This window comes from Luteitalea sp., from assembly GCF_022842525.1.
Classification (GTDB): Bacteria; Acidobacteriota; Vicinamibacteria; order Vicinamibacterales; family Vicinamibacteraceae; genus Luteitalea.
Window position 1 is genome coordinate 16,864 of the sequence record NZ_JALHPM010000025.1, and the last position, 19,132, is coordinate 35,995.

Genomic DNA, 19,132 nt, shown 5'->3' on the forward strand with positions numbered 1-19,132 from the left:
CGACCGAATGCATCCGAATGCGTGGTCTGGCCGGAGCGACACGGGAGTCCTGCACACATGACACGCCCGGCGGTCCGGATTGCGCTGGTGTTGCTGCTGGTGGTCGGCGTGGCTGCGGCGGCCTGGCAGCTGCAGGCGCTCGAGAATCGTCGCCTCGACGGAGTGCGCCAGCAGGACACGCTGGATGCGGTCCGGGATCAGATCGGCCACGCCATCGACGACTCCCGCACCGCGCAGCAGGCCTATCTTGCGCAGGGCCAGGGCCTCGATTTCTGGGAAGCGAAGTTCGCGGAGGCGATGGCCAGTCTCACGCAGGGTCTCGCCGCCTTGCGCGCGCAGGCCAACGAGCAGCCCGCCGCCATCGAGGCGCTCGACGCCGCCGATCGTGCGCTCAAGGTCTACGAGGGTGTGGACCGTCGGATCCGCAGCTTCGTGGTCAACGGCACCGACCTGATGGCGGCCGATGCCGTCTATGAGGACGGCCTGAAGACGGCCGGGGTCATCCGCACGAGCGTCGAGCAGGCACACGCCGCGCTGGTCGGGCCCGCCCGCACCGGCTACGACGAGCGGCGACTGCAGTACATCATCGCGGGCGCCGCGGCCGGTGCCGGCATTCTCGTGTCGTTGCTGCTCCTGCCGACCGGCCGCAAGGACGACCCCGAGGTCGAACTGCACGCCCCCGAGGGGTCGCTGCACCTGAACGAGCGCCCGGGCCGCCTGGACCCCGTGGCGGTGGCCGCGCCCGCGGTCGACCTGGTCACCCCGGCTCCCATCGCCGCGGTCCCCGCCGTGGTGGAAGCGTCACGCCGCGCGACCCCCGTGGCCGTGGCGGCCTCGGCGGGGCTCTCCGACGAGACGCTCGACGCCGCGGCCCGGGTCTGCACAGACCTGGCGCGCGTCAAGGACGCCGACGAACTCCGCGATGCGCTGGGCCGGGCGGCGCGCCTGCTCGACGCCTCCGGGGTGATCGTGTGGGTGACCGATGCGGCCGGCAAGTCACTGAAGCCGTTGCTGACGTACGGCTATCCCGAAGAAGCGCTGCGCAGGATTCCCACCCTCACGCGGGAGACCGACAACCCGACGACGGCGGCATGGCGCGGGGCGGTCACCGAGTTCGTCGACGCGACGGACACGGCGCCGGGCGCCATTGCGGTGCCCCTGCTGGTGCCGCAGGGCTGTGTCGGCGTGCTCGCGGCCGAGATTCGTCACGGCCGGGAAGCGGCCGTCGCCACCCGCGCGCTCGCGCAGATCGTGGCGGCGCAGCTCGCCGTGCTCATCCCCACCGAGTCGGCCTAGCCGACGCGACGGGCGCGTCAGGCCCCGAGGTGGCCTGACGGCGATCCGTCGCCCGACGCGGCTCGTCCGGGTCGCACCCGCGCACCGGCTGCGGCTTGATGATCAGCCGCATCTGCGTGACGTCCGGCCGCGCCACCTGCGGCGGTGGCGGCGGCACGGGGAGGTCGATTGCAGCGGTCCCGAGCGGGCCGATGTCCCCGAAGGGCAAGGTCATCGGTGTCGCGGCGTGCGTGCTGGTGGACACCGCCAGCAGACAGGCGCCGATTCCCACGCGCAAGACGGAACACGTCACGGCCACTCTCCTCGAACAAGACACTTCACCGATGTCGAAGGTAGACGGACGGACGGGGACGGAAGTTCGCCCGTCGTGAGTCCTATGCCGTGAACCGCAGCACGCGCGCCGCCGGACGGCTGCCGGACGTGGCCGCCGGTGGCGTCAATGTGACCGACATCGTGCGCGCCCGCTTGTCGCGCACCACCGTCACCGGCACGACCGCGCCATCGTCGAGGCCCTGGAGATGCTGGAGGATGTCGCTGGTGTCGCCCACGGGCTTGCCGTTGACCTCGGTGATCACGTCTCCGGCCGTGATGCCGGCCGTGGCCGCCGCGGAGGCCGGCGTCACCTGCGTCACCAGCACGCCGGTCTTCGCTCCGAAGAACGAGGCGAGCTGATCGGTCAGCGGCTGCACCATGATGCCGAGCCGACCGCGCCCGCCGCGCCACCGGACGTCGGGCCCGGACCGGAAGGAGAACGCCCGGGGCTCGGGGCGGGGCAGCGCACGTGCCGTCCGCAGCTCGGGCGTCACGGTGACGGTCTGCGTCGAGGTGCCGCGGACGTAGCCGAGCGTCAGCGGGCGTCCCTCGGGGGACTCGGCGACCACCCGCGCGAGCTGTCGCGCGCTGCGGATCGTCTCGCCGTCCACGGTCACGATGATGTCCCCGGACTGCAGCCCGGCCTTGCCCGCGGCCGACGCGGCCGGGGCCTCGAGGACGCGCGCGCCGGTGATGCCGGTCAGCCCCGCGGCCTTGGCCTCGTCGGCGGTCACGTCCCGCGTCTGCACCCCGAGGCGGGGCTGGCCACCGAGCAGCGCCAGGTCGGGCACGCCCTGCATCGCGTCGGCGACGAGCACCTCGACGTCGATGTCCTTGACCGCGTCCTGCGCCGTCTGCACGGCCTCGCGGATCTCTCTGGCGAGCGCCTCGTGGTCGAGCAGGGCGTCGGACTCGGGCGGTGGGCCGGAGCGCTGGGGGGCCGTGGCCTGCGGGGCCTGGCCGTGGAGGGAGATGGTGCCCGCGACGAGGGCGCCAGTCGCCGCGAGGGCGACGGTGGCGGCGCTGGCCAGCCAGAATCGGGTCTGCATGTCGAACTCTCCTTGGGAGGGACCGCTCGCCGAGTGGTCCGTCTGTGCGACGTGAGACGGGAGCGGGTTCCGGAAGGTTGACGCGCTGCGGATTACACTTGTGACAGACTCCGGACAGGTCCGGAGTACGCAGGCGACACGTCAGGGAGAACACTTTGAGTCAACAAGTGCAGGACCCGGCCCAGGCGTCCAGGAAGCAGCAAATCCTGGCCGAGGCCGAGGCGGCCGGCGTCAAGTTCCTGAGACTGCAGTTCACCGACATCCTCGGGGTGATCAAGAACGTCGAGGTCCCCGACCGGCAGTTCGCGGCCGCCCTCGACGGCAAGGTGATGTTCGACGGCTCGTCCATCGAGGGCTTCGTGCGCATCGAGGAGTCGGACATGTTCCTCACGCCCGATCTCTCCACGTTCCGCATCTTCCCGTGGACCGACCCGTCGGGCGAGAAGGTGGCCCGGCTCATCTGCGACATCACCAACCCCGACGGGACCGGCTTTGCCGGGTGTCCGCGGCAGACCCTCAAGCGCGCCATCGAGCAGGCTCGTGCCCGTGGATTCACGATGAGCGCGGGGCCCGAGGCCGAGTTCTTCCTCTTCCAGACGCGCGACGACGAGCCCACCACCGAGACGCACGATGCGGCCGGGTACTTCGACCTCACGCCCGTCGACCAGGGCGAGGACGTCCGTCGCCAGATCGTGCTGATGCTCGAACAGATGGGATTCGAGGTCGAGGCCTCGCACCATGAGGCCGCCTGGGGCCAGCACGAGATCGACTTCCGGCACGACGATGTGCTGACCGCGGCCGACAACGTCAGCACCTTCCGGTTCGTGGTCAAGAACGTGGCGCGCCGCAACGGCGTGCACGCGACGTTCATGCCCAAGCCCGTCTTCGGCGTCAACGGGTCGGGCATGCACACGCATCAGTCGCTGGCGCGCGACGGCGTCAATGCCTTTCACGATCCCGATGGCCCGTTCGAGCTCAGCCGCACGTGCATGAACTACATCGGCGGCCTGTTGCAGCATGCCGAGGCGTTCTGCGCGATCACCAATCCCCTGGTCAACTCGTACAAGCGGCTCGTGCCGGGCTACGAAGCGCCCACCCACATCGCCTGGTCGGAGCGCAACCGCAGTCCGCTCATCCGCATCCCGGCGCCGCGCGGCGCGGCGACGCGGATCGAGCTCCGCATGCCGGACCCCTCCTGCAATCCCTATCTCGCCTTTGCCGCGATGCTGCGGGCTGGCCTCGATGGCATCGACAACGATCTGGATCCGGGCGCGCCCGTCAGCAAGAACATCTTCAAGATGTCGCAGCGCGAGCGCCGGTCGCTGCGCATCGACGAGCTGCCGCACAACCTCGACGCCGCCCTCGATCAGCTCGAGCGCAGCGCGCTGATGCGCGACACCATGGGCGACCACATCTTCGAGCACTTCATCGAAGCCAAGCGCCGCGAGTGGTTCGAGTACCTGCAGCAGGTCAGCGCCTGGGAGATTCAGCGGTATTTGAAGGTCTACTGAGCAATTCGAAATTCAAGATTCAAAATGACGCGCGGGGCCAACTCCGCCATCTCCGGGTAGAGCGCTCGCGGGGCCAGCGTCAGTGGGTAGGGCCCGTTCTCCGAACGGGCCGTCGTGATCGTGTCCCTCGTGGTCGCAAGGTGCGTGACGGTAGCGGTGGTCTGACGATGACGGCCGGCTCGGAGAGCCGGCCCTACCCAGCGCCTCGCCCCGCGCTGCATTTTGCATTGTGAATGTCAGTGAAATGAGCCTCAATTGCTCATGCACCTGCTCCTGGCCGACGACGACGAGTCGATCCTGATGGTGGCGCGGCTCGGGCTGCGCCGCGCCGGGTTCGAGGTGGCGGTGGTCGAGGACGGCGTCGCTGCGTTGGCGGCGGCCCGCGAGACGGCCTTCGACGCGCTCATCCTCGACTGGAACATGCCGGGCCTCGAGGGCATCGACGTCTGTCGTCAGTTGCTGGCCGACCCGGCCTGGACCAGGGTGCCCATCCTCTTCCTCACGGCCGCCTCCCACGAGGGGGCCGAAGAGGAAGCCCTCGCGGCCGGCGCGCACGGCGTCATCGCCAAGCCGTTCGATCCGATGCATCTCGGCGAGCAGGTCCGGGCGCTTCTCACGAAGCACGCCGAAGGCTGATGCGCCGACCTGAAGGTCGACGCCTACGAACCCTGGGGCTGAAGGTCGACGCCTGCGGCACCCTGCGACTCGCTACGCGACCGCCGGCTCGAGCAGCCGGATCGTGCCCGTCGTGGCGTCGATCTCGGCCGGCACGCCAATCGGCATGATGAACTGCCGGTCGATGTGGCCGATCTGCGCGCCTTCCCAGGCCGGCACTTTCAGGGGCTTCAGGTAGTCGTCGAGCACGTCCCCGATGGTGAGCGACCCGTAGCTGCCCTCGCCCGGCGTGCACTTGGTGCAGCGGCCGAAGATGACGCCCTTCACCTGATCGAGGATGCCGGCCAGCTTCAGCTGCATGAACATCCGGTCGATCCGGTACGGCGCCTCCTGCACGTCTTCCACGAACAGAATCGCATCGGTGAAGTCCGGCAGCAGTCCCGATCCGACGATCGTCGTCAGCACCGTCAGGTTGCCGCCGAGCAGACGACCGCGCGCGCGGCCCGGCGTGATCGTCCGGATCCGGTTCTCGGTCGGCACCAACTGATCGCCGGCCTGCAGCGGGTTGGTCATCGTCACGGCCTCGCCCTGCATGAGGACGCGGCGGAACCAGTCCACGTTGAACCGGTTCCACTCCGAGGCCCCGTTCATGCCGTGGAACGTCACGAACCCGCCGCGCGCGAACACCGGCAGGAGCAGGGCCGTGATGTCGCTGTACCCGAGCAGGATCTTCGGATGACGGGCGATGGCCTCGAAGTCGAGCAGCGGGAGCAGCCGTGCGCAGCCCCAGCCGCCGCGCAGCGCGTGCACGGCGTCGACCTCGGGGTCGGTGAACATCGCCATGACGTCGGCGGCCCGGTCCTCGTCACGGCCGGCCAGATAGCCTCGCCGATCGAGCAGATGCGCACCGAGCTTCGCCTTCAGCCCCAGCGCCGCCAGCGACTCCACGACGATGTCCACGTCCACCGGGTCCCACGTCGCCGAGGCCGGATCGACGACGCCGACGACGCTGCCGGGGGTGAGTCGACGTGGCTTGCGAATGGCCCCGCCGGTGGGGGCGCGCGGCAGGCCGACCGGCTGCGTGACCATGCCCGCCGTGACCGCGGGGGCCACGAGCGACTGCTGCAGGAACTCCCGGCGCGTGCTCGACATGGGCGAGATAGTACCCTGCTCGCGTGAGTGCGCCGCGCAAGGGCCTGGAGGGATCCCCACGACTCGAATGGCTGGCGGCCGGGCTGATCTTCGCGGCCCTCACGGTCGTGGTGTTCTGGCCCCAGCCCGTCCAGTGGTTGACGCATGCGCACGGGCATCACGACACGCTCTTCAACATGTGGCGCCTGTCGTGGATCACCGAGGCGCTGACCACCGATCCGGCCAGGCTGTTCGACCCGCCGATCTTCCATCCCGCACAGCGCGTCCTGGCGTACTCCGATGCCGTGCTGCTGCAGGGGCTCGTCGCGCTCCCGGCGCTGGCTGCGGGCGCGCCCATCCTGCCCGTGTCCAACGTCGTCCTCCTGCTGGGGCCGTGGCTGTCGGCGCTGGGCATGTATCTGCTGGTACGCGACCTCCTCGCTGGGAGGGACGCCTCGCCGTTCTGGCCGGCGGTGATCGCCGGGGCGATCTTCGGGCTGTTGCCGTATCGGGTCGAGCACGTGATGCACCTCGAGCTCCAGTGGTCGCAGTGGATGCCGCTGGCCTGCTGGGCGCTGCATCGCACGGTGGAGGGCGGCCGTGTGCGGGACGGCGTGTGGCTCGGCGTGTTCGTCCTCGCGCAGTTCCTGAGCTGCATCTACTACGGGGTCTTCCTCGTAGTGACGCTGGCGTGCGTCACGCCGCTGCTGCTGCTGGCGCGCGGGCGAGCGCCGCTGACGCGCATCGCGGCCGCCCTCGTCGTCGGCATGGTCGTCACGGCTCCGGTGCTGGGGGTGTACAGCGCGCCGTATCGGGCCAATCAGGCGACGTTCGGCGGTCGGGGGGCGGACGAGATCGACACCTGGAGTGCGACGGCGGGCAGCTTCATCTCGGCACCCGAGGGCAACCAGATCTACGGGCGGACCGCGGCGTTCGGCGGTCCCGAAGGTCGCCTCTGGCCGGGCGCGATCGCCCTGCTGCTCGGCATGGTGGGGGTCTGGTCGGCCCGCCGGCAGGTCGTGCTGTGGATGTACGCCGCGATGCTCGTGCTATCGGCGGTGCTGGCCATGGGCACGCACACGCCGATCTATCGCGTCATGCTGACTCTGGTGCCACCGCTGGGCGGACTGCGCGCGCCGTCGCGGTTCGGCATGGTCGTCGCCCTGGCGATCGCCGTCCTCGCGGGCCTCGGCGCGGCCCATCTGCTGGCCCGCCTGCGCGCGGGATGGCTCCGTCACGTCGCCGGGGTCTTGCTGGTGCTCGGCCTCGGGGTGGAGTACGCCTCGCGGATCGGGCCGCTGCACCCGTGGGTGCAGCGCGCGCCGATGTATGCCCGCTGGCTGCGCGACCAGCCGGCCGGGGTCGTGGTCGATCTGCCTATGGCCCGCGCCAACGCGCTGCCGCACCACGAGGCCGAGTGGAGCTTCTACGGCCGCACGCACGGCCACCCGATGGCCAACGGCTACAGCGGCTACTACCCGACACCCTATCTCGATCTGCTGGGGGCGATGGTGGCGTTCCCGCGCGGCCAGAGTCTCACGGCGCTGCGCAGCCGCGACGTCCGTTACATCGTCGTGCACGAGGATCGCTACGAACCGGCCGACTATCTCGAGCTCGACGCCCGCCTCCGCGGCACGCCTGGCCTGCGGTTTCTAGGACGCTTCCCAGACCCGGACTACCCCGTGGGCATCTACCTGATCGAGCCCCGCTGAGCCTCTCTGCATTACTCTGATCCGGCCATGCATCGTCGGGACTGGCTTCGCAGACTCGTGGCCGCTGGCGCCGCCGGTGTGATGCCGGGCGTCGGGGCGTCGGCCGCGCACGGCCTGGCGATGGGGGAGCGCGCCTCGTGGCTGGACGAGGCCCTGCCGATCCTGCCGGCTGAGCCGCGTCGGCTGAAGGCGTACGACCTGCGGGTCAAGGCGGCGTATGCGGCGGCTGGCGCCCGGACCCCGCCGCAGGACGGACGCGTCGACGAGGCGCGTGTGCCCGCCTTCCTGGCGATGTTCAGCAAGGGCCTGCCGCATGACGCGTACGGGATCGTCGATCCCGAGGCCTATCGTGCCCTCGCGCGCGCGGCGGCAGGCACGGGCCAGGCGCGGTTCGAGGACGTGCCGCTCGGGGGAGTGCGCCGGCTCGTGTCGCCCCAGGCGGCCTTCGCGTTCGCCCTCGACGGTCTGGATGCCGCCATGCTCGGCGTTCCGGATCCGCCGATGTGGGACACGCCGACATTCGCGACCGAGGCGGTCGAGGCCTACTGGCTCGCGTTGCTGCGGGACGTGCCGTTTGCGCGCTATGCGGAGGACCCGCTCGTCGCGCGCGCGGCGGCCGACCTGACCCGCGCCGGTGCTGAGACCACAGCCGGCACGCTCCTGGCGCGGGTCCATGGGGCACGCGCGGTTCCCGGCCCGATCGTCTCGCAATTCCTGCTGCGGCCGGTGCCCATGGGCGCTCAGGTCCTGTCGCCTCGCGTCGCGGCGCAGACCTCGGGCGAGACCTTCCTCGCGACGTGGGATGAGTGGCTGGCCTCGCAGAACGGGCACCTGCCCGTCCGCGACGTGACGTACACCGGCCGACGCCACATCTGCTGCGGTCGCGACCTCGCGACCTGGACCCGCACCGACTACCCCGGGCAGGCCGGTGTGCAGGCGGCGTTGCTGCTCGAGTCGCTGCGGGCGCCGGTCACCGAGGGTCACCCCTACGTCCGGTCGCGCAACCAGGCGGGATACGTCACCTTCGGCCTGCCCTTCATCGTCGATCTCGCGTCGCGGGTGGCCATGCACGCCCTGCGCGCCGCCTGGTTCCAGAAGTGGGTGGTGCATCGACGGCTGCGGCCCGAGGAACTGGGCGGGCGGCTCGAGGCGGCGGTGGCGGGCGCCCCCGTCGCAGCGTGGCCCGATGCGCGCTTCGTGCAGTCGGACGGCTTCGAGGAGATGCGCCGGCGCACGGGTGCGTGCCTGCTGCCGACGGCCTGGCCTGAAGGCGCCCCGCTGCACCCGGCGTACCCGGCGGCGCATGCGGCGACGGCCGGGGCCATGGTGACGGTGCTCAAGGCCTACTACGCGGAGGAGTGGGTGCTGCCGGATGCGGTCGCGCCGTCGGCAGACGGCCGTGAACTGCAGCCCGTCGACGAGCCGCTCACGGTCGGGGGTGAGCTCGACAAGCTCGCGTGGAACCTGGCGCTCGGGCGTGCCTTCGCCGGGGTGCAGTGGCGCAGTGACGCCGAGGCCGGGCTGCGACTGGGCGAGACGGTCGCGGTGGCGCTGTTGCGTGAACTGCGCGACCTGTTGCCGGAAGCCGATGTGCGCTTCGCGCTCCGGTCCTTCGATGGCCTGACGATCGACGTGTAGCCGGGCAGGGCCGCGGGCCCGCGTTGGGTAGGGCCCGCCGCTGGGTAGGGCCGGTTCTCCGAACCGGCCGTCACGACCGCATTTCCCATCACCAATGCCGACGACGCTGACGCTGACGGCCCGCTCGGAGAGCGGGCCCTACCCGTCGTCAGTCGAAGAAGTAGTGCAGCAGCGCCGAGACGCGGGCGCCGCCGATCGACGGGCCGTTGCCGAAGTTGAAGTCGTCCAGATCGTTCTCGCCCGACACGCTCAACTCGCCGCTGACCTTCAGGCGCGGCGCGCCACGGAAGCCGACCTCGACCCCACCCACGCCCGCCGGCTTCACCGACGTGTCGTCGAAGCTGCCGATGTCGGTGCGGAAGACCCGGATGCCGCCGCCCGCGTAGGGACGCACGTTCACGGCGTCGCTCCCGAAGTCGCCGATGGCCACGATGAAGGTCGGTTCGAAGCGCAGGTACTGGACGTCGTCACCCAGGAAGTCGCTGTCGCCGCCGAAGCCGAGATGGGCCTGGACGCCGAAGCGTTCGTTGGCCCAGTACCGGAAGCTCGGCCCGATCTCGAACTCGGTCAGGCCGCCGACCGCGCCGAGCCCGACGGCGCCGATGTTGGGACCGGCGCTGCGGCCGCGCCGACCCTGGACCACTGCGGCGGAGAAGGCGGTGCCCGTCTCGAACGGGCTGTTGACGGCCGGCGCCGCGACTGGCGATGCGGAAGATGTACGCACCCCGACGGCCGGCTCCTGGGCGAGGAGCGCCGTGGGCGCAAGGACGCAGACCGTCATGAGGGCGGACGCGCGAATGATACGGAGCATGTAAGAACCTCCCTGACCTCCTGCCCATGGACGAGCAGGAAACCGCGCCGGAACTGCGCGGCGGTCAGGAAGATTGCAAAGGCTGCGCCGATCGGGCGCGGCCGACGTCAGGGCCTGGTCTGGCGCCGACGCTCGGCGTCGCGCAGCTCGGTGAGCGTCCGGCCAAGCAGCTTGATCTGCTCGCCGTAGGCGGCCCAGTCACCTGCACGCTGGGCATCCATCGCGCGCCGGTAGGCGGCCTCGGCCTGCTGGACGAGCGCGTCGGTCGTCTGCGGTCCTGCCGTGGGCTGCGGACTCGCCGGCAGCGCGGGTGTCCCGGAGGCGCCGGGGACCGGGGTGGCACCCGTGGCGCTGGCCGGCGTCTCGCCCGGCGCGGCGGCGGTGCCGGCGGTCTGGGCGTTGGCCAGCAGCAGGTCGGCGGCCCTGACGGCCGCGGCATCGACCGAGGTGGTCGGCGGCGTCGATCCATCGGCCGGGAAGATGCGGTCGAGGGCCTCGGCCAGCGTCTCGGCCATGACGATGCGGTCCTGGTGGGCGACGATCACGCGATTGAGTTCGGGGATCTGGCCGCCCGACGCGCGCAGGTACAGCGGCCGGATGTAGATCAGCGACTCCTCGATCGGGATCACCAGCAGCGTGCCCTGAATCACCTGCGAGCCCTGCTGGTTCCACAGCGTGATCTGCGGGGCGATGGCCTGGTCCTGGTTGATGCGCGCGACGACCTGGCGCGGACCGAACACGACCTTCTGCTTCGGGAACTGGAAGACGGCCAGCTTGCCGTAGTGCTCGCGATCGCTGCGCGCGATCATCCAGGCGGCCAGGTTGTCCTTCTGCCGCGGCGTGAACGGCAGCATCTGGATGAACTCGGCGCCCTGCTCGCCCGGCAGCTTCATGATCGTGTAGTACGGCTCCATCCGCACGGGCTGGTCGCCGATGTCGATCGAGGGCACCTCCCACTGGTCTTCCTTGTTGTAGAAGACCGCCGCGCCCTGCATGTGGTAGGTCGCGAACATGTGGGCCTGCAGCGCGAAGATGTCCTGCGGGTAGCGCAGGCGCGCGCGCAGCGACGCCGGCATGGCGTCCAGCGGCAGCAGCAGGCCGGGGAAGATGCGGGCGTAGGTCTGGGCGATCGGGTCGGACGGATCGACGAGGTAGAACCGCGTCGTGCCGTGGTAGGCGTCGATGACCACCTTGATCGAGTTCCGGATGTAGTTGGTGCCGCCGCCGGTGATCGACGCGTTGGTCGCGCTGGTCACCGCGCGCGAGTACGGGTAGCGGTTGCTCGTCGTGTAGGCGTCCTGGATCCAGTACAGGCGGCCATCGGCGATGGCCATGTACGGGTCCTGGTCGTAGGTCAGGAACGGCGCGATCTTGCGCACGCGCTCGCTGATGCGGCGGTAGTAGAGCACCCGGCTGTCCGGGCGCAGGTCGTCCGACAGCAGGGCCTTGCCCGAGCCGAAGCGGATGGCGAACAGCAGCTTGCGCCAGAACGACCCCACCGAGACGCCGCCATCGCCCTTGTACTCGGCAAACACGTTGTCCTCGCCCGACGGGTAGTGGAACTCCTTCGTGTTGGTCCGGACGAAGACGTGATCGTTCGAGAGCTCGCCGAAGTAGATCGACGGCTCGTCGACCTTGAGGTCCACCGAGGACTCCGGCGGCAGGTTCTTGATGAACAGGATGGGCAGCCCCTCGGGGGTCACCTCGTTGACCGGGCCGAGGGTCAGGCCGTAGCCGTGGGTGAAGGTCAGCTGCTCGTTGATCCACGTCCGGTTCGGCAGGCTCTCCGAGTTGAGCTCGCGGGCCGAGAGCATGATCTGCCGATAGCGGCCATCGATCATGTAGCGGTCGTTGTCCACCGAGACGAAGTCGTAGTAGGTGCGAATCTCCTGGATCTGGGAGAAGGTGTCGAGCAGCGGCTGGTGGTCCCACAGCGGCACGTTGTCGATGGTGTCGGCGTTGCGGTCGAGGTCGGCGCGCGTCAGCGTCACGTCCCCCGAGAGCTGCCGCTCTTCGACCGTGTCCAGCCCGAAGGCCGCGCGCGTCGCCGCGATGTTGTGCTGGATGTACGGCGTCTCGCGCACCTGCTCGTTCGGCGCGACGTAGACCCGCTGGATGAAGGTGGCATACACGCTGCCGCCGAGCGAGATCGCGACGTAGCCGCCGACGGCCATCGCAATCGGCCACAACCGCACGCTGAACGCCTGGACCACCGCCAGCACGGCGCCGAGCACGCCGACCGCGGCCAGCAGCCGCAGGGCCGGAATCCGCGCGTGCACGTCGGTGTACGACGGGCCGGTGATGATGCCCGACGGCTCGAACAGCTGCTGCGGGATTTCGAGCCAGTCGCCGAAGGCCAGCGCCAGCAGCAGCAGGCCCAGCAGGAGCGACAGGTGGCGCCGCGTGCTCTCCGTGATGAACACACCCCGCCCGATGCGCAGCCCGAGGTTGCCGGCCAGGGCATAGGCCGCCGCCGTCGCGATCACCGCCAGCAGCGACATCGAGAAGAACAGCCCTTGCAGCAACGACAGGAACGGCCAGCGGAACAGGTAGTACGACACGTCGTAGCCGAGCACCGGATCGACCTGTCCGAACGGCACCGCCTGCGTGTACGCCAGGTAGCTGCTCCAGCCCGACGAGGCGTAGCCGGCCAGCAGCAGCGCCAGCAGACCCGAGGCCAGCCACACCACCGGGCGCAGCCGCCGGGGCTGCAGGGAGATCGTCCGCGGTCCTTCGGGCGTGACGACCACGATGTTGCGCAGGGGCACGGCGCTGAGCGCGACGAAGAGATTGAAGGCGAGGAAGAGCCCGGCCACCACGAACACGGTGCTGCCCATCGCCGAGCGGGCCGTCAGCGACTTGAGGAACACGGGCCGGTAGCCGACCTCGGCAAACCACAGCCAATCCGTGTAGAACTCCGCAAACGACGGGATCGCCATCAACAGGAAGACGCCGAGGGCGAACAGCGGTGCGCGGGGAATGTCTCGGATGGCCATGGGGAGCCCTTATTGTAGGGTGTCTCCCGCGATGGGCTCGGCGCTGATGTGCCACACGTCGTGGACCAGGGCCGCGTGCAGGACCGCCCCTCGGGGCCGCATCCCGATGCGCCTGGCCACCGCCTGCGAGGCGCCGTTCTCCGGCCGGATGAGCGCGACCACCTCGGCCATCGCCCCATGACGCAGCCCGAGCGTCACGCAGGCGCGCGCGGCCTCGGTCGCATACCCGTGGCCCCAGGCCTGGCGCGTGAAGTGATAGCCGAGCTCCAGGTGCGTCTCGCCGCCGAAGACGCGCACCTGCAGTCCGCAGTCGCCCAGGAACTCCGGGCGGCCACCGCGGTCATCCGCGCGCAGCACCGCGAGCAGGCCCGTGCCGTGCTGCTGATAGCGATCGATGGTGCGGCGCAGCCACTGCTCGGATTCGACCCGGGTCATCACGCGCGGGAAGTGCCGCATGACGACGGGGTCGGCCAGCATCGCCGCCAGCGCATCGAGGTGCGAGAGGTCGAGGGGCACGAGCACCAGCCGCGCGGTGCGCAGCGGCAGGTGCTCGTGCAGGCGAAGCGGAAACGGCATGTGGCTGGCAGGGAGGGCCCGCACGGCGACCTGTCCGCCAGAGCCGCAGGCGACGGCGGAGGCGTCCCTCCCATCTGGCTAGCGCCCGGGACCAGCCGCCAGCGACTTGAGGTAGGCGAGGCCGGCCGGGACGTTCTTGTCCGGCTCCGGCGACTCTTCCTCGATGATGTGCCACTGCACCGCGGTGCCACGGGCCGCTTCCACGACGCCCTTGACGTTCACTTCCCCCGACCCGAGCGCGACGCTCGTGTCGTCGGGGGCGTGGCCGGTCCAGTCCTTCTTCGTGCCCGGCTTCATGTCCTTCATGTGCGTCAGCACGAAGCGATCGGGATGGGCCTTCAACAGGGCCACGGGATCGGCGCTGCCGTGGTGGGCCCAGAAGATGTCGAGCTCGAACTTCACGGCCTTCGGATCGGTCTGGGCCAGGACCATGTCGAACAGCGTCCGCGTGGCGGTGCCGGGGGCGAACTCGAAGCCGTGCGGGTGGTAGAAGAACTGCAGGCCGGCCGCCGCGGCGTGCGTGCCGGCGGCGTTGAAGGCGGCGATGGCGGCCTTCGCGTCGGCCTCGTCGAACGTGCCCTCGTGCGGGAACCACGCGTTGCCGATGTACTGCACCCCGTAGAACTTCGCATCGTCGAGCAGCTTCGCCGAGTCGGTCGGGCTGGCGAGCAGCTTGATGTCCGTGTGCATCGACACGGGCGTCAGGCCGGCCTTGCCGAGCTCCGCCTTGAACTGCTCGCGGGTGAGCCCGTAGGTGCCGGCCAGCTCCACGTGCGTGAAGCCCATGCCCTTGATCTTGGCCAGCGTGGCCGGCACGCCGTTGGCCTTGAAGCTGTCCCGGAAGCTGTAGAGCTGCAGGGCGATCGGGTTCTTGTACAGCGGGCCTTGTTGCACCAGGCCGGCGCCAGCCGCGGCCACCGACGTCTCCGGGGTCATGGTGCCGACGCCCACGAGTGCGGACGCCACCGCCACGACCAGCAGGGATTGAACGAGTCTCATCGACGCTCCTTGGAAGAGATCGTCCGGAGTATAGCCCCGCGGCTTCGACGCCCGGCCCTACCCTTCGCCCTTTCCCGTTCCGGTGCCCGGTGCCCGACTCCCGACTCCCGACTCCCGACTCCCGACTCCCGACTCCCGACTCCCGACTCCCGACTCCCGATCGGTATGACGTTCGTGTAAACGTAGAAAGGCGTGCGTGGACGACTGCTGCTGCTGGCGGGCCTGATGGCGACACTCCTCGGGCCGAGTCAGGCCGCGGGCCAGGTGACCTATGGCGCCGAGGGCCTCCGCGTCGCGACGCCCGATGGTGATTTCACGGCCGTGGTCGGCGTCCGCAATCAGATCCGGTTCACCACGCCGTTCGCGGTGGTGCCCGCCGACGCCGACGAGGTCGGGGTGAAGGTCGGCGACGACTATCGCGTGTTCCGATCGCGCCTGCGGGTCAACGGGCACGTCTTCTCGCCGCGCCTGCGCTACCAGTTCCAGGCCGACTTCGTCGAGGAGCGGATTCGCGACCTCAGCGTCACGTGGGAGGCGCGCCCGTGGCTGCGTCTGCGAGCGGGCCGCTGGAAGGCCGCGCTCAACCGTGAGCGCATCGAGTCCTCCGGCGCCCAGCTGCTCGTCGATCGATCCATCCTCGACCGCTGGTTCACCCTCGGACGACAGCAGGGCGTGGAGGTGTCGGGTGGCCTCGGTGGCACGCGTCCCCGTGGCGGCACCTACTTCCTCGGGGCCTTTCGCAGCGTGGACGCGAAGGGCGGCCCGGCGCTCCCGGTGTGGCTCGGCCGCTACGAGTGGACGTGGGCGGGTCGCGAACTGCCGTCCTGGCAGGGCGATCCCGACGCCTCGCGTGAGCTCCTGCTGGCCATCGGGTCGACCGTCGCCCGCACGGAAGGCGCCTCCGCGTTCTACCAGGGGTCGGGCGTCGGCGCGACGCTGCCGCTGTTTCCCGCGGGGTCGCCCGATCGCTTCCGCACCCGGCACTACGCCGGCGATGTCGCGCTGAAGTGGCGCGGCGTCTCGGCACAGGCCGAGGTGCATCGCAAGGAGGTGCGACGCATCGCCGCCGGTGATCGCCGCACCCTCCGTGGCGCCTACCTGCAGGGCGGCGTGCTCGCCTCCACGGTGTGGGCGCGTTTGCCGACGCGACTCGAGCTGGCCGCGCGCGCGGCCTGGATCGACCCGCACGATGCCCTCGCCGACAACCACCACGACGAGCGGGTCGTGGGCGTCAACTGGTACGTGCTCGGGCATCGCCACAAGATCGCGGCCGACATCTCCCGCCTGCGTTTCACCACACCGACGGGCGTGCGTGCCACCGACAGACGCACGCGCCTGCAGTGGGAAGTCACCTTCTGATCACCCGCGGATCACGCGGCGACAACGGCCATGTCGCCACGCACGATCGACGAGATTGTGATGCTCGACGAAAAGTTTGCGGGTATGCTCGTGCCACAATCCTGCAGATTTCCTTACGCAGTACCGATACTGCGGAGAAGGAACGACGAGCCCGCGCGTGCGGGCGCATTGCATTGGAGGCACGATGAACGACGTGAACGAGACGATCGACGCTGGCGCCACGCCGGCCCCCGAAGTGGCCCCGGTGGCCGACGCCACCCCCGCGCCCGCGCCGAAGGCGGCCCGCAAGCCCGCCCGCCGCAAGGCCGTGAAGAAGGCCGCGAAGAAGGCTGCCGCCGCCCCGAAGGCCGCGGCGAAGAAGCCTGCGGCGAAGAAGGCCACGAAGAAGGCCGCGAAGAAGGTCGGCCCGAAGAAGGCCGCCCGCAAGGCCGCCACCAAGGTCGATCGCAAGGCCGGCAAGGCCGCCGCGAAGAAGGCCGCGACCAAGGCGCCCGGTCGCAAGGCCGCCAAGGCGTCGCGCAAGGCCGTGAAGGCCCGCTCGACGAAGAAGGCCGCCCCGAAGAAGGTCGCGAAGAAGGCCGCCACCAGAAAGGCGCCGGCTCGCGTCGCGCGCAAGGCCGCCGCGAAGAAGGTCACCGTGGCCCGCAAGGCCGCGCGCAAGACCAGGGGCACCAAGCGCCGCTGAGTGGCGCTCGCCCCCGCTGTGTCATAGCTCGACACATGACAGGCGCAGCCCTTGGCTGCGCCTGTTCTGCATGGCAGGATCCCTCTCGTACATCCGGAGTGGCGCGGCAACGCGCCCGGCAACCCCGGCGAACACGCCAGGGTGCCCCGATGCCAGACGGCATCGATGTGGCGACAGCAGGTGCTGTCGCAAGCGCGTGTTCCATGCCCTCACGGCATGGCGGCTGCTCCGGACCCCGTGCTGTACCGAGGAGCCGTCATGTGTCTTGATCCCCGCCCCGATCGCCTCGTTCGACCGACCCGCTCGAGCCGCCGTCTGTCGAGCCGCCCGCCCGTCCTGGCGCACGCCCTGCACGTGCCCGGTCCGGCCCCGATCGTCCGCGCCCCCGCCCTCTGGGCCCTCGACACGCTGGCCGGTGACGACGAACTGGTGGCGCGTGGCTGGGTCGTGCTCAGCCGCGACAACTGACGCGTAAGGCTCAGCTTGCCTGAAGGACTGGCCTGGGTCACGCTCCACGGGTGCGTGCCCTCTCGCGTCCCTGGCTCACGGTGGCCGCCATCGGCCTGAGCCTCACGCTCCAGCTCTCGGACGGCTTCTACCACCATCCGGCGCTGCCGTGGCTCGGCCTGTCGCTCGTCGCCGCCGTCCTCGGGCTCGTCGGTGCACGCTGGCCCTGGGGGCTCGACACGCCGCGCGACCACGAGACGACCCGAGGGCTGCTCACCGCCGGCGTCCTCGTCAGTGCCGTCGCGCTGCTCAGCCGACCGCTGGCCCGCTACATGGCCGACCCGCGGCCCTGGGCGCACCCCGACCTCCTGGTAGTCGTCGGCGTGGCCTGTGCCACGGCCATCACCGTGCGCCCGCCGCACGGCCGTGCCGCCTGGCGCCGCGCCGCCGTGGTCCTGGTCGTCGTCGGCCTGTGGATCGGGGCGTGGACCGTGCGCGAGTCACCCGTGCCGCACATCGACGTGATGCCCGTGCACGAGAAGGCGTTTGCCGCGCTCGCCACCGGCGACAGCCCGTACGCGATCACGTTCGAGAACATCTATCGCGACAACGAGGCGTTCTACGCGGCGGGCATGCGCGAGGGCCAGCGCGTGCTGTTCGGCTTTCCATACCCGCCCCTCAGCCTGCTGCTCGCGTGGCCCGGCCACGCGCTGCTGGGGGACCTCCGCTACAGCGAGGTGGCCGCGCTGGCGCTCGCCGCCGCGCTGCTGGTGTGGATGCAGGGCTCGCTCGCTCTGTTGTGTGCCGCCGCCCTGATCCTCGCCCCCCGCGTCATCTTCCACCTGGAACAGGGCTGGACGGAGCCGTTTCCGATCGCCCTGCTGGCCCTGACGGTGGCGACGGCCCTGCGGCGACCGTCGCTGGCGTGGCTGCCACTCGGATTGCTGGTGGCGTCCAAGCAGCACATGGCCGTCGCGCTGGCCTTCGCGCCCATGCTGATCGGCACGCCGATCGGCGGCGACGGCTGGCAGGCGCGTGCCGCGTGGCGACCCCTGCTCGCCTTCCTGCTGAAGGCGCTGGCAGTGGCGGCGGTCGTCACCTTGCCGCTCGCGCTGCTCGACGTGGACGCCTTCATGCGGTCGGCGGTGCTGCTGCAGGTGCGCGAGCCGTTCCGGCTGGACTCGCTCAGCTTCACACGCGCGCTGCTGGAACTGGGGGTGCCGCTCGACCGGCACGGCGCGCTCGCCGTGTCGTTGTCGGCCGGGGCGCTCGGGCTGGGGCTGGCGTGGTGGCGCGCCCCGCGCACCCCGGCGGGCTTCGCGGCATCGCTGGGGGTGACCTGCTTCCTGCTCGCGGCCTTCGGCAAGAAGGCGTTCCTCAACTACTACTTCCTCGTGATCGCCTTCCTGCTCGTGGCCATCGCGGCGGCCGGTCGTCAGGCCGAGGAGGCCACGCCTACGCCGTCGTCAGTGCCGCCAGCGCCTCGGGGCTGAGGCGTCCCCAGTAGTTCGCGTACAGATCCTCGGCCTGCTCGCGCTCGATGTGCGGCAGCCCTTCGAGGATGGTCGTGCGGTGCGGCTCGGGCACCTCGGGGCCGCCCACGACGATGACGCCGAAGAGCGGGTCGGTGGTCAGCCCCTGGGCCTCGGCGCGGGCCTTCGCCAGCACGCGCAGGGCTTCGATGGCGCGCGAGACGTGGTGGCGCTTCGGGTCGGCGGCGGTGCCGGTCGGGAGCGACGAGGTCCTGGCGTCTTCGAGGGCGATGAGCAGCGTGTCGGTCTCGACGACGCAGGGCAGCACCATCAGGCCGTCGACGAGCGGGACCTCGCGTGCGGTCGCCCCGCCGATGACGGTGCCCGGCGTGCGCAGCGCACCCCAGTGCACCTCCTCGAGCTGCTCGAAGGTCCGGCGCAGCCAGCCGCCCTGCGGGTCGGCCGCGATGAGTGCCTGCACGATGTCGGTCAGCGGAAGCATGGTGGCCGGAGCGTGACAGCA

Annotated in this window: 17 protein-coding genes and 1 riboswitch; of the genes, 9 read left to right on the forward strand and 8 right to left on the reverse strand. The window is 70.5% G+C overall.

Going from position 1 to position 19,132, the window contains the following annotated elements; genetic code table 11:
- Positions 1 to 57 precede the first annotated feature (57 nt).
- Entirely contained in the window at positions 58 to 1,296 is a 1,239-nt protein-coding gene (locus tag Q0C41_RS07470) for a GAF domain-containing protein (protein ID WP_291982410.1), read from the forward strand.
- Here the strand turns inward: Q0C41_RS07470 and Q0C41_RS07475 are convergent.
- Complete coding sequence (locus Q0C41_RS07475) at positions 1,274 to 1,588, reverse strand: hypothetical protein (RefSeq protein ID WP_291982411.1); 315 nt, start codon at positions 1,586 to 1,588, stop codon at positions 1,274 to 1,276. The genes Q0C41_RS07470 and Q0C41_RS07475 overlap by 23 nt on opposite strands.
- Before the next feature lie 82 nt (positions 1,589 to 1,670).
- Positions 1,671 to 2,657: a PDZ domain-containing protein gene (locus tag Q0C41_RS07480; RefSeq protein ID WP_291982412.1), complete on the reverse strand. Its 987-nt coding sequence runs from the start codon at positions 2,655 to 2,657 to the stop codon at positions 1,671 to 1,673.
- A gap of 203 nt (positions 2,658 to 2,860) precedes the next feature.
- Between Q0C41_RS07480 and glnA the strand changes: the two genes are divergently transcribed.
- Together glnA and Q0C41_RS07490 are read left to right on the forward strand one after the other, a co-directional pair.
- Complete coding sequence (gene glnA / locus Q0C41_RS07485; RefSeq protein WP_367079175.1) at positions 2,861 to 4,168, forward strand: type I glutamate--ammonia ligase; 1,308 nt, start codon at positions 2,861 to 2,863, stop codon at positions 4,166 to 4,168.
- Between the two features lie 261 nt (positions 4,169 to 4,429).
- Entirely contained in the window at positions 4,430 to 4,804 is a 375-nt protein-coding gene (locus Q0C41_RS07490; protein WP_291982416.1) for a response regulator, read from the forward strand.
- A gap of 72 nt (positions 4,805 to 4,876) precedes the next feature.
- Here Q0C41_RS07490 and Q0C41_RS07495 read toward each other — a convergent pair whose 3' ends face one another.
- The gene (locus Q0C41_RS07495; RefSeq protein ID WP_291982418.1) at positions 4,877 to 5,935 is read right to left on the reverse strand and encodes an LD-carboxypeptidase; all 1,059 of its coding nucleotides are present in this window, start codon (positions 5,933 to 5,935) and stop codon (positions 4,877 to 4,879) included.
- A gap of 23 nt (positions 5,936 to 5,958) precedes the next feature.
- On the opposite strand from Q0C41_RS07495, the gene Q0C41_RS07500 reads away from it, so the two are divergent.
- Positions 5,959 to 7,626 carry a hypothetical protein gene (locus tag Q0C41_RS07500; protein ID WP_291982420.1) on the forward strand — a complete coding sequence of 556 codons (1,668 nt, stop codon included), beginning with the start codon at positions 5,959 to 5,961 and terminating at the stop codon, positions 7,624 to 7,626.
- Between the two features lie 27 nt (positions 7,627 to 7,653).
- Positions 7,654 to 9,264 (forward strand): hypothetical protein, encoded by a 1,611-nt coding sequence (locus tag Q0C41_RS07505; RefSeq protein ID WP_291982422.1) that lies wholly within the window; start codon positions 7,654 to 7,656, stop codon positions 9,262 to 9,264.
- A gap of 148 nt (positions 9,265 to 9,412) precedes the next feature.
- On the opposite strand, the gene Q0C41_RS07510 is transcribed toward Q0C41_RS07505, so the two are convergent.
- The 4 genes from Q0C41_RS07510 to Q0C41_RS07525 form a co-directional block, all read right to left on the reverse strand.
- Positions 9,413 to 10,075, reverse strand: a complete 663-nt coding sequence (locus tag Q0C41_RS07510) for a hypothetical protein (protein WP_291982425.1) — start codon at positions 10,073 to 10,075, stop codon at positions 9,413 to 9,415.
- A 107-nt stretch (positions 10,076 to 10,182) separates the two neighbouring features.
- Complete coding sequence (locus tag Q0C41_RS07515) at positions 10,183 to 13,071, reverse strand: UPF0182 family protein (RefSeq protein WP_291982427.1); 2,889 nt, start codon at positions 13,069 to 13,071, stop codon at positions 10,183 to 10,185.
- A 9-nt stretch (positions 13,072 to 13,080) separates the two neighbouring features.
- Entirely contained in the window at positions 13,081 to 13,671 is a 591-nt protein-coding gene (locus tag Q0C41_RS07520) for a GNAT family N-acetyltransferase (protein WP_291982429.1), read from the reverse strand.
- 54 nt (positions 13,672 to 13,725) lie between these two features.
- Positions 13,726 to 14,646: a sugar phosphate isomerase/epimerase gene (locus Q0C41_RS07525; protein ID WP_291982430.1), complete on the reverse strand. Its 921-nt coding sequence runs from the start codon at positions 14,644 to 14,646 to the stop codon at positions 13,726 to 13,728.
- 192 nt (positions 14,647 to 14,838) lie between these two features.
- Here Q0C41_RS07525 and Q0C41_RS07530 point away from each other — a divergent pair, with 192 nt between their 5' ends.
- From Q0C41_RS07530 to Q0C41_RS07545, 4 genes are all read left to right on the forward strand, one after another.
- A complete protein-coding gene (locus tag Q0C41_RS07530; RefSeq protein WP_291982432.1) occupies positions 14,839 to 16,005 on the forward strand; it encodes a porin in 1,167 nt (388 codons plus the stop codon).
- Positions 16,006 to 16,189: 184 nt separating this feature from the next.
- A complete protein-coding gene (locus Q0C41_RS07535) occupies positions 16,190 to 16,690 on the forward strand; it encodes a hypothetical protein (RefSeq protein ID WP_291982434.1) in 501 nt (166 codons plus the stop codon).
- 84 nt (positions 16,691 to 16,774) lie between these two features.
- A riboswitch (SAM-I-IV-variant riboswitch) is annotated at positions 16,775 to 16,896 on the forward strand.
- Positions 16,897 to 16,948: 52 nt separating this feature from the next.
- On the forward strand, positions 16,949 to 17,158 hold the full coding sequence (locus Q0C41_RS07540) for a hypothetical protein (protein ID WP_291982435.1): 210 nt from the start codon (positions 16,949 to 16,951) through the stop codon (positions 17,156 to 17,158).
- A gap of 50 nt (positions 17,159 to 17,208) precedes the next feature.
- Positions 17,209 to 18,630: a hypothetical protein gene (locus Q0C41_RS07545; RefSeq protein WP_291982437.1), complete on the forward strand. Its 1,422-nt coding sequence runs from the start codon at positions 17,209 to 17,211 to the stop codon at positions 18,628 to 18,630.
- Here Q0C41_RS07545 and Q0C41_RS07550 read toward each other — a convergent pair.
- On the reverse strand, positions 18,593 to 19,111 hold the full coding sequence (locus Q0C41_RS07550; RefSeq protein ID WP_291982439.1) for a hypothetical protein: 519 nt from the start codon (positions 19,109 to 19,111) through the stop codon (positions 18,593 to 18,595). The genes Q0C41_RS07545 and Q0C41_RS07550 overlap by 38 nt on opposite strands.
- Positions 19,112 to 19,132: the final 21 nt, after the last annotated feature.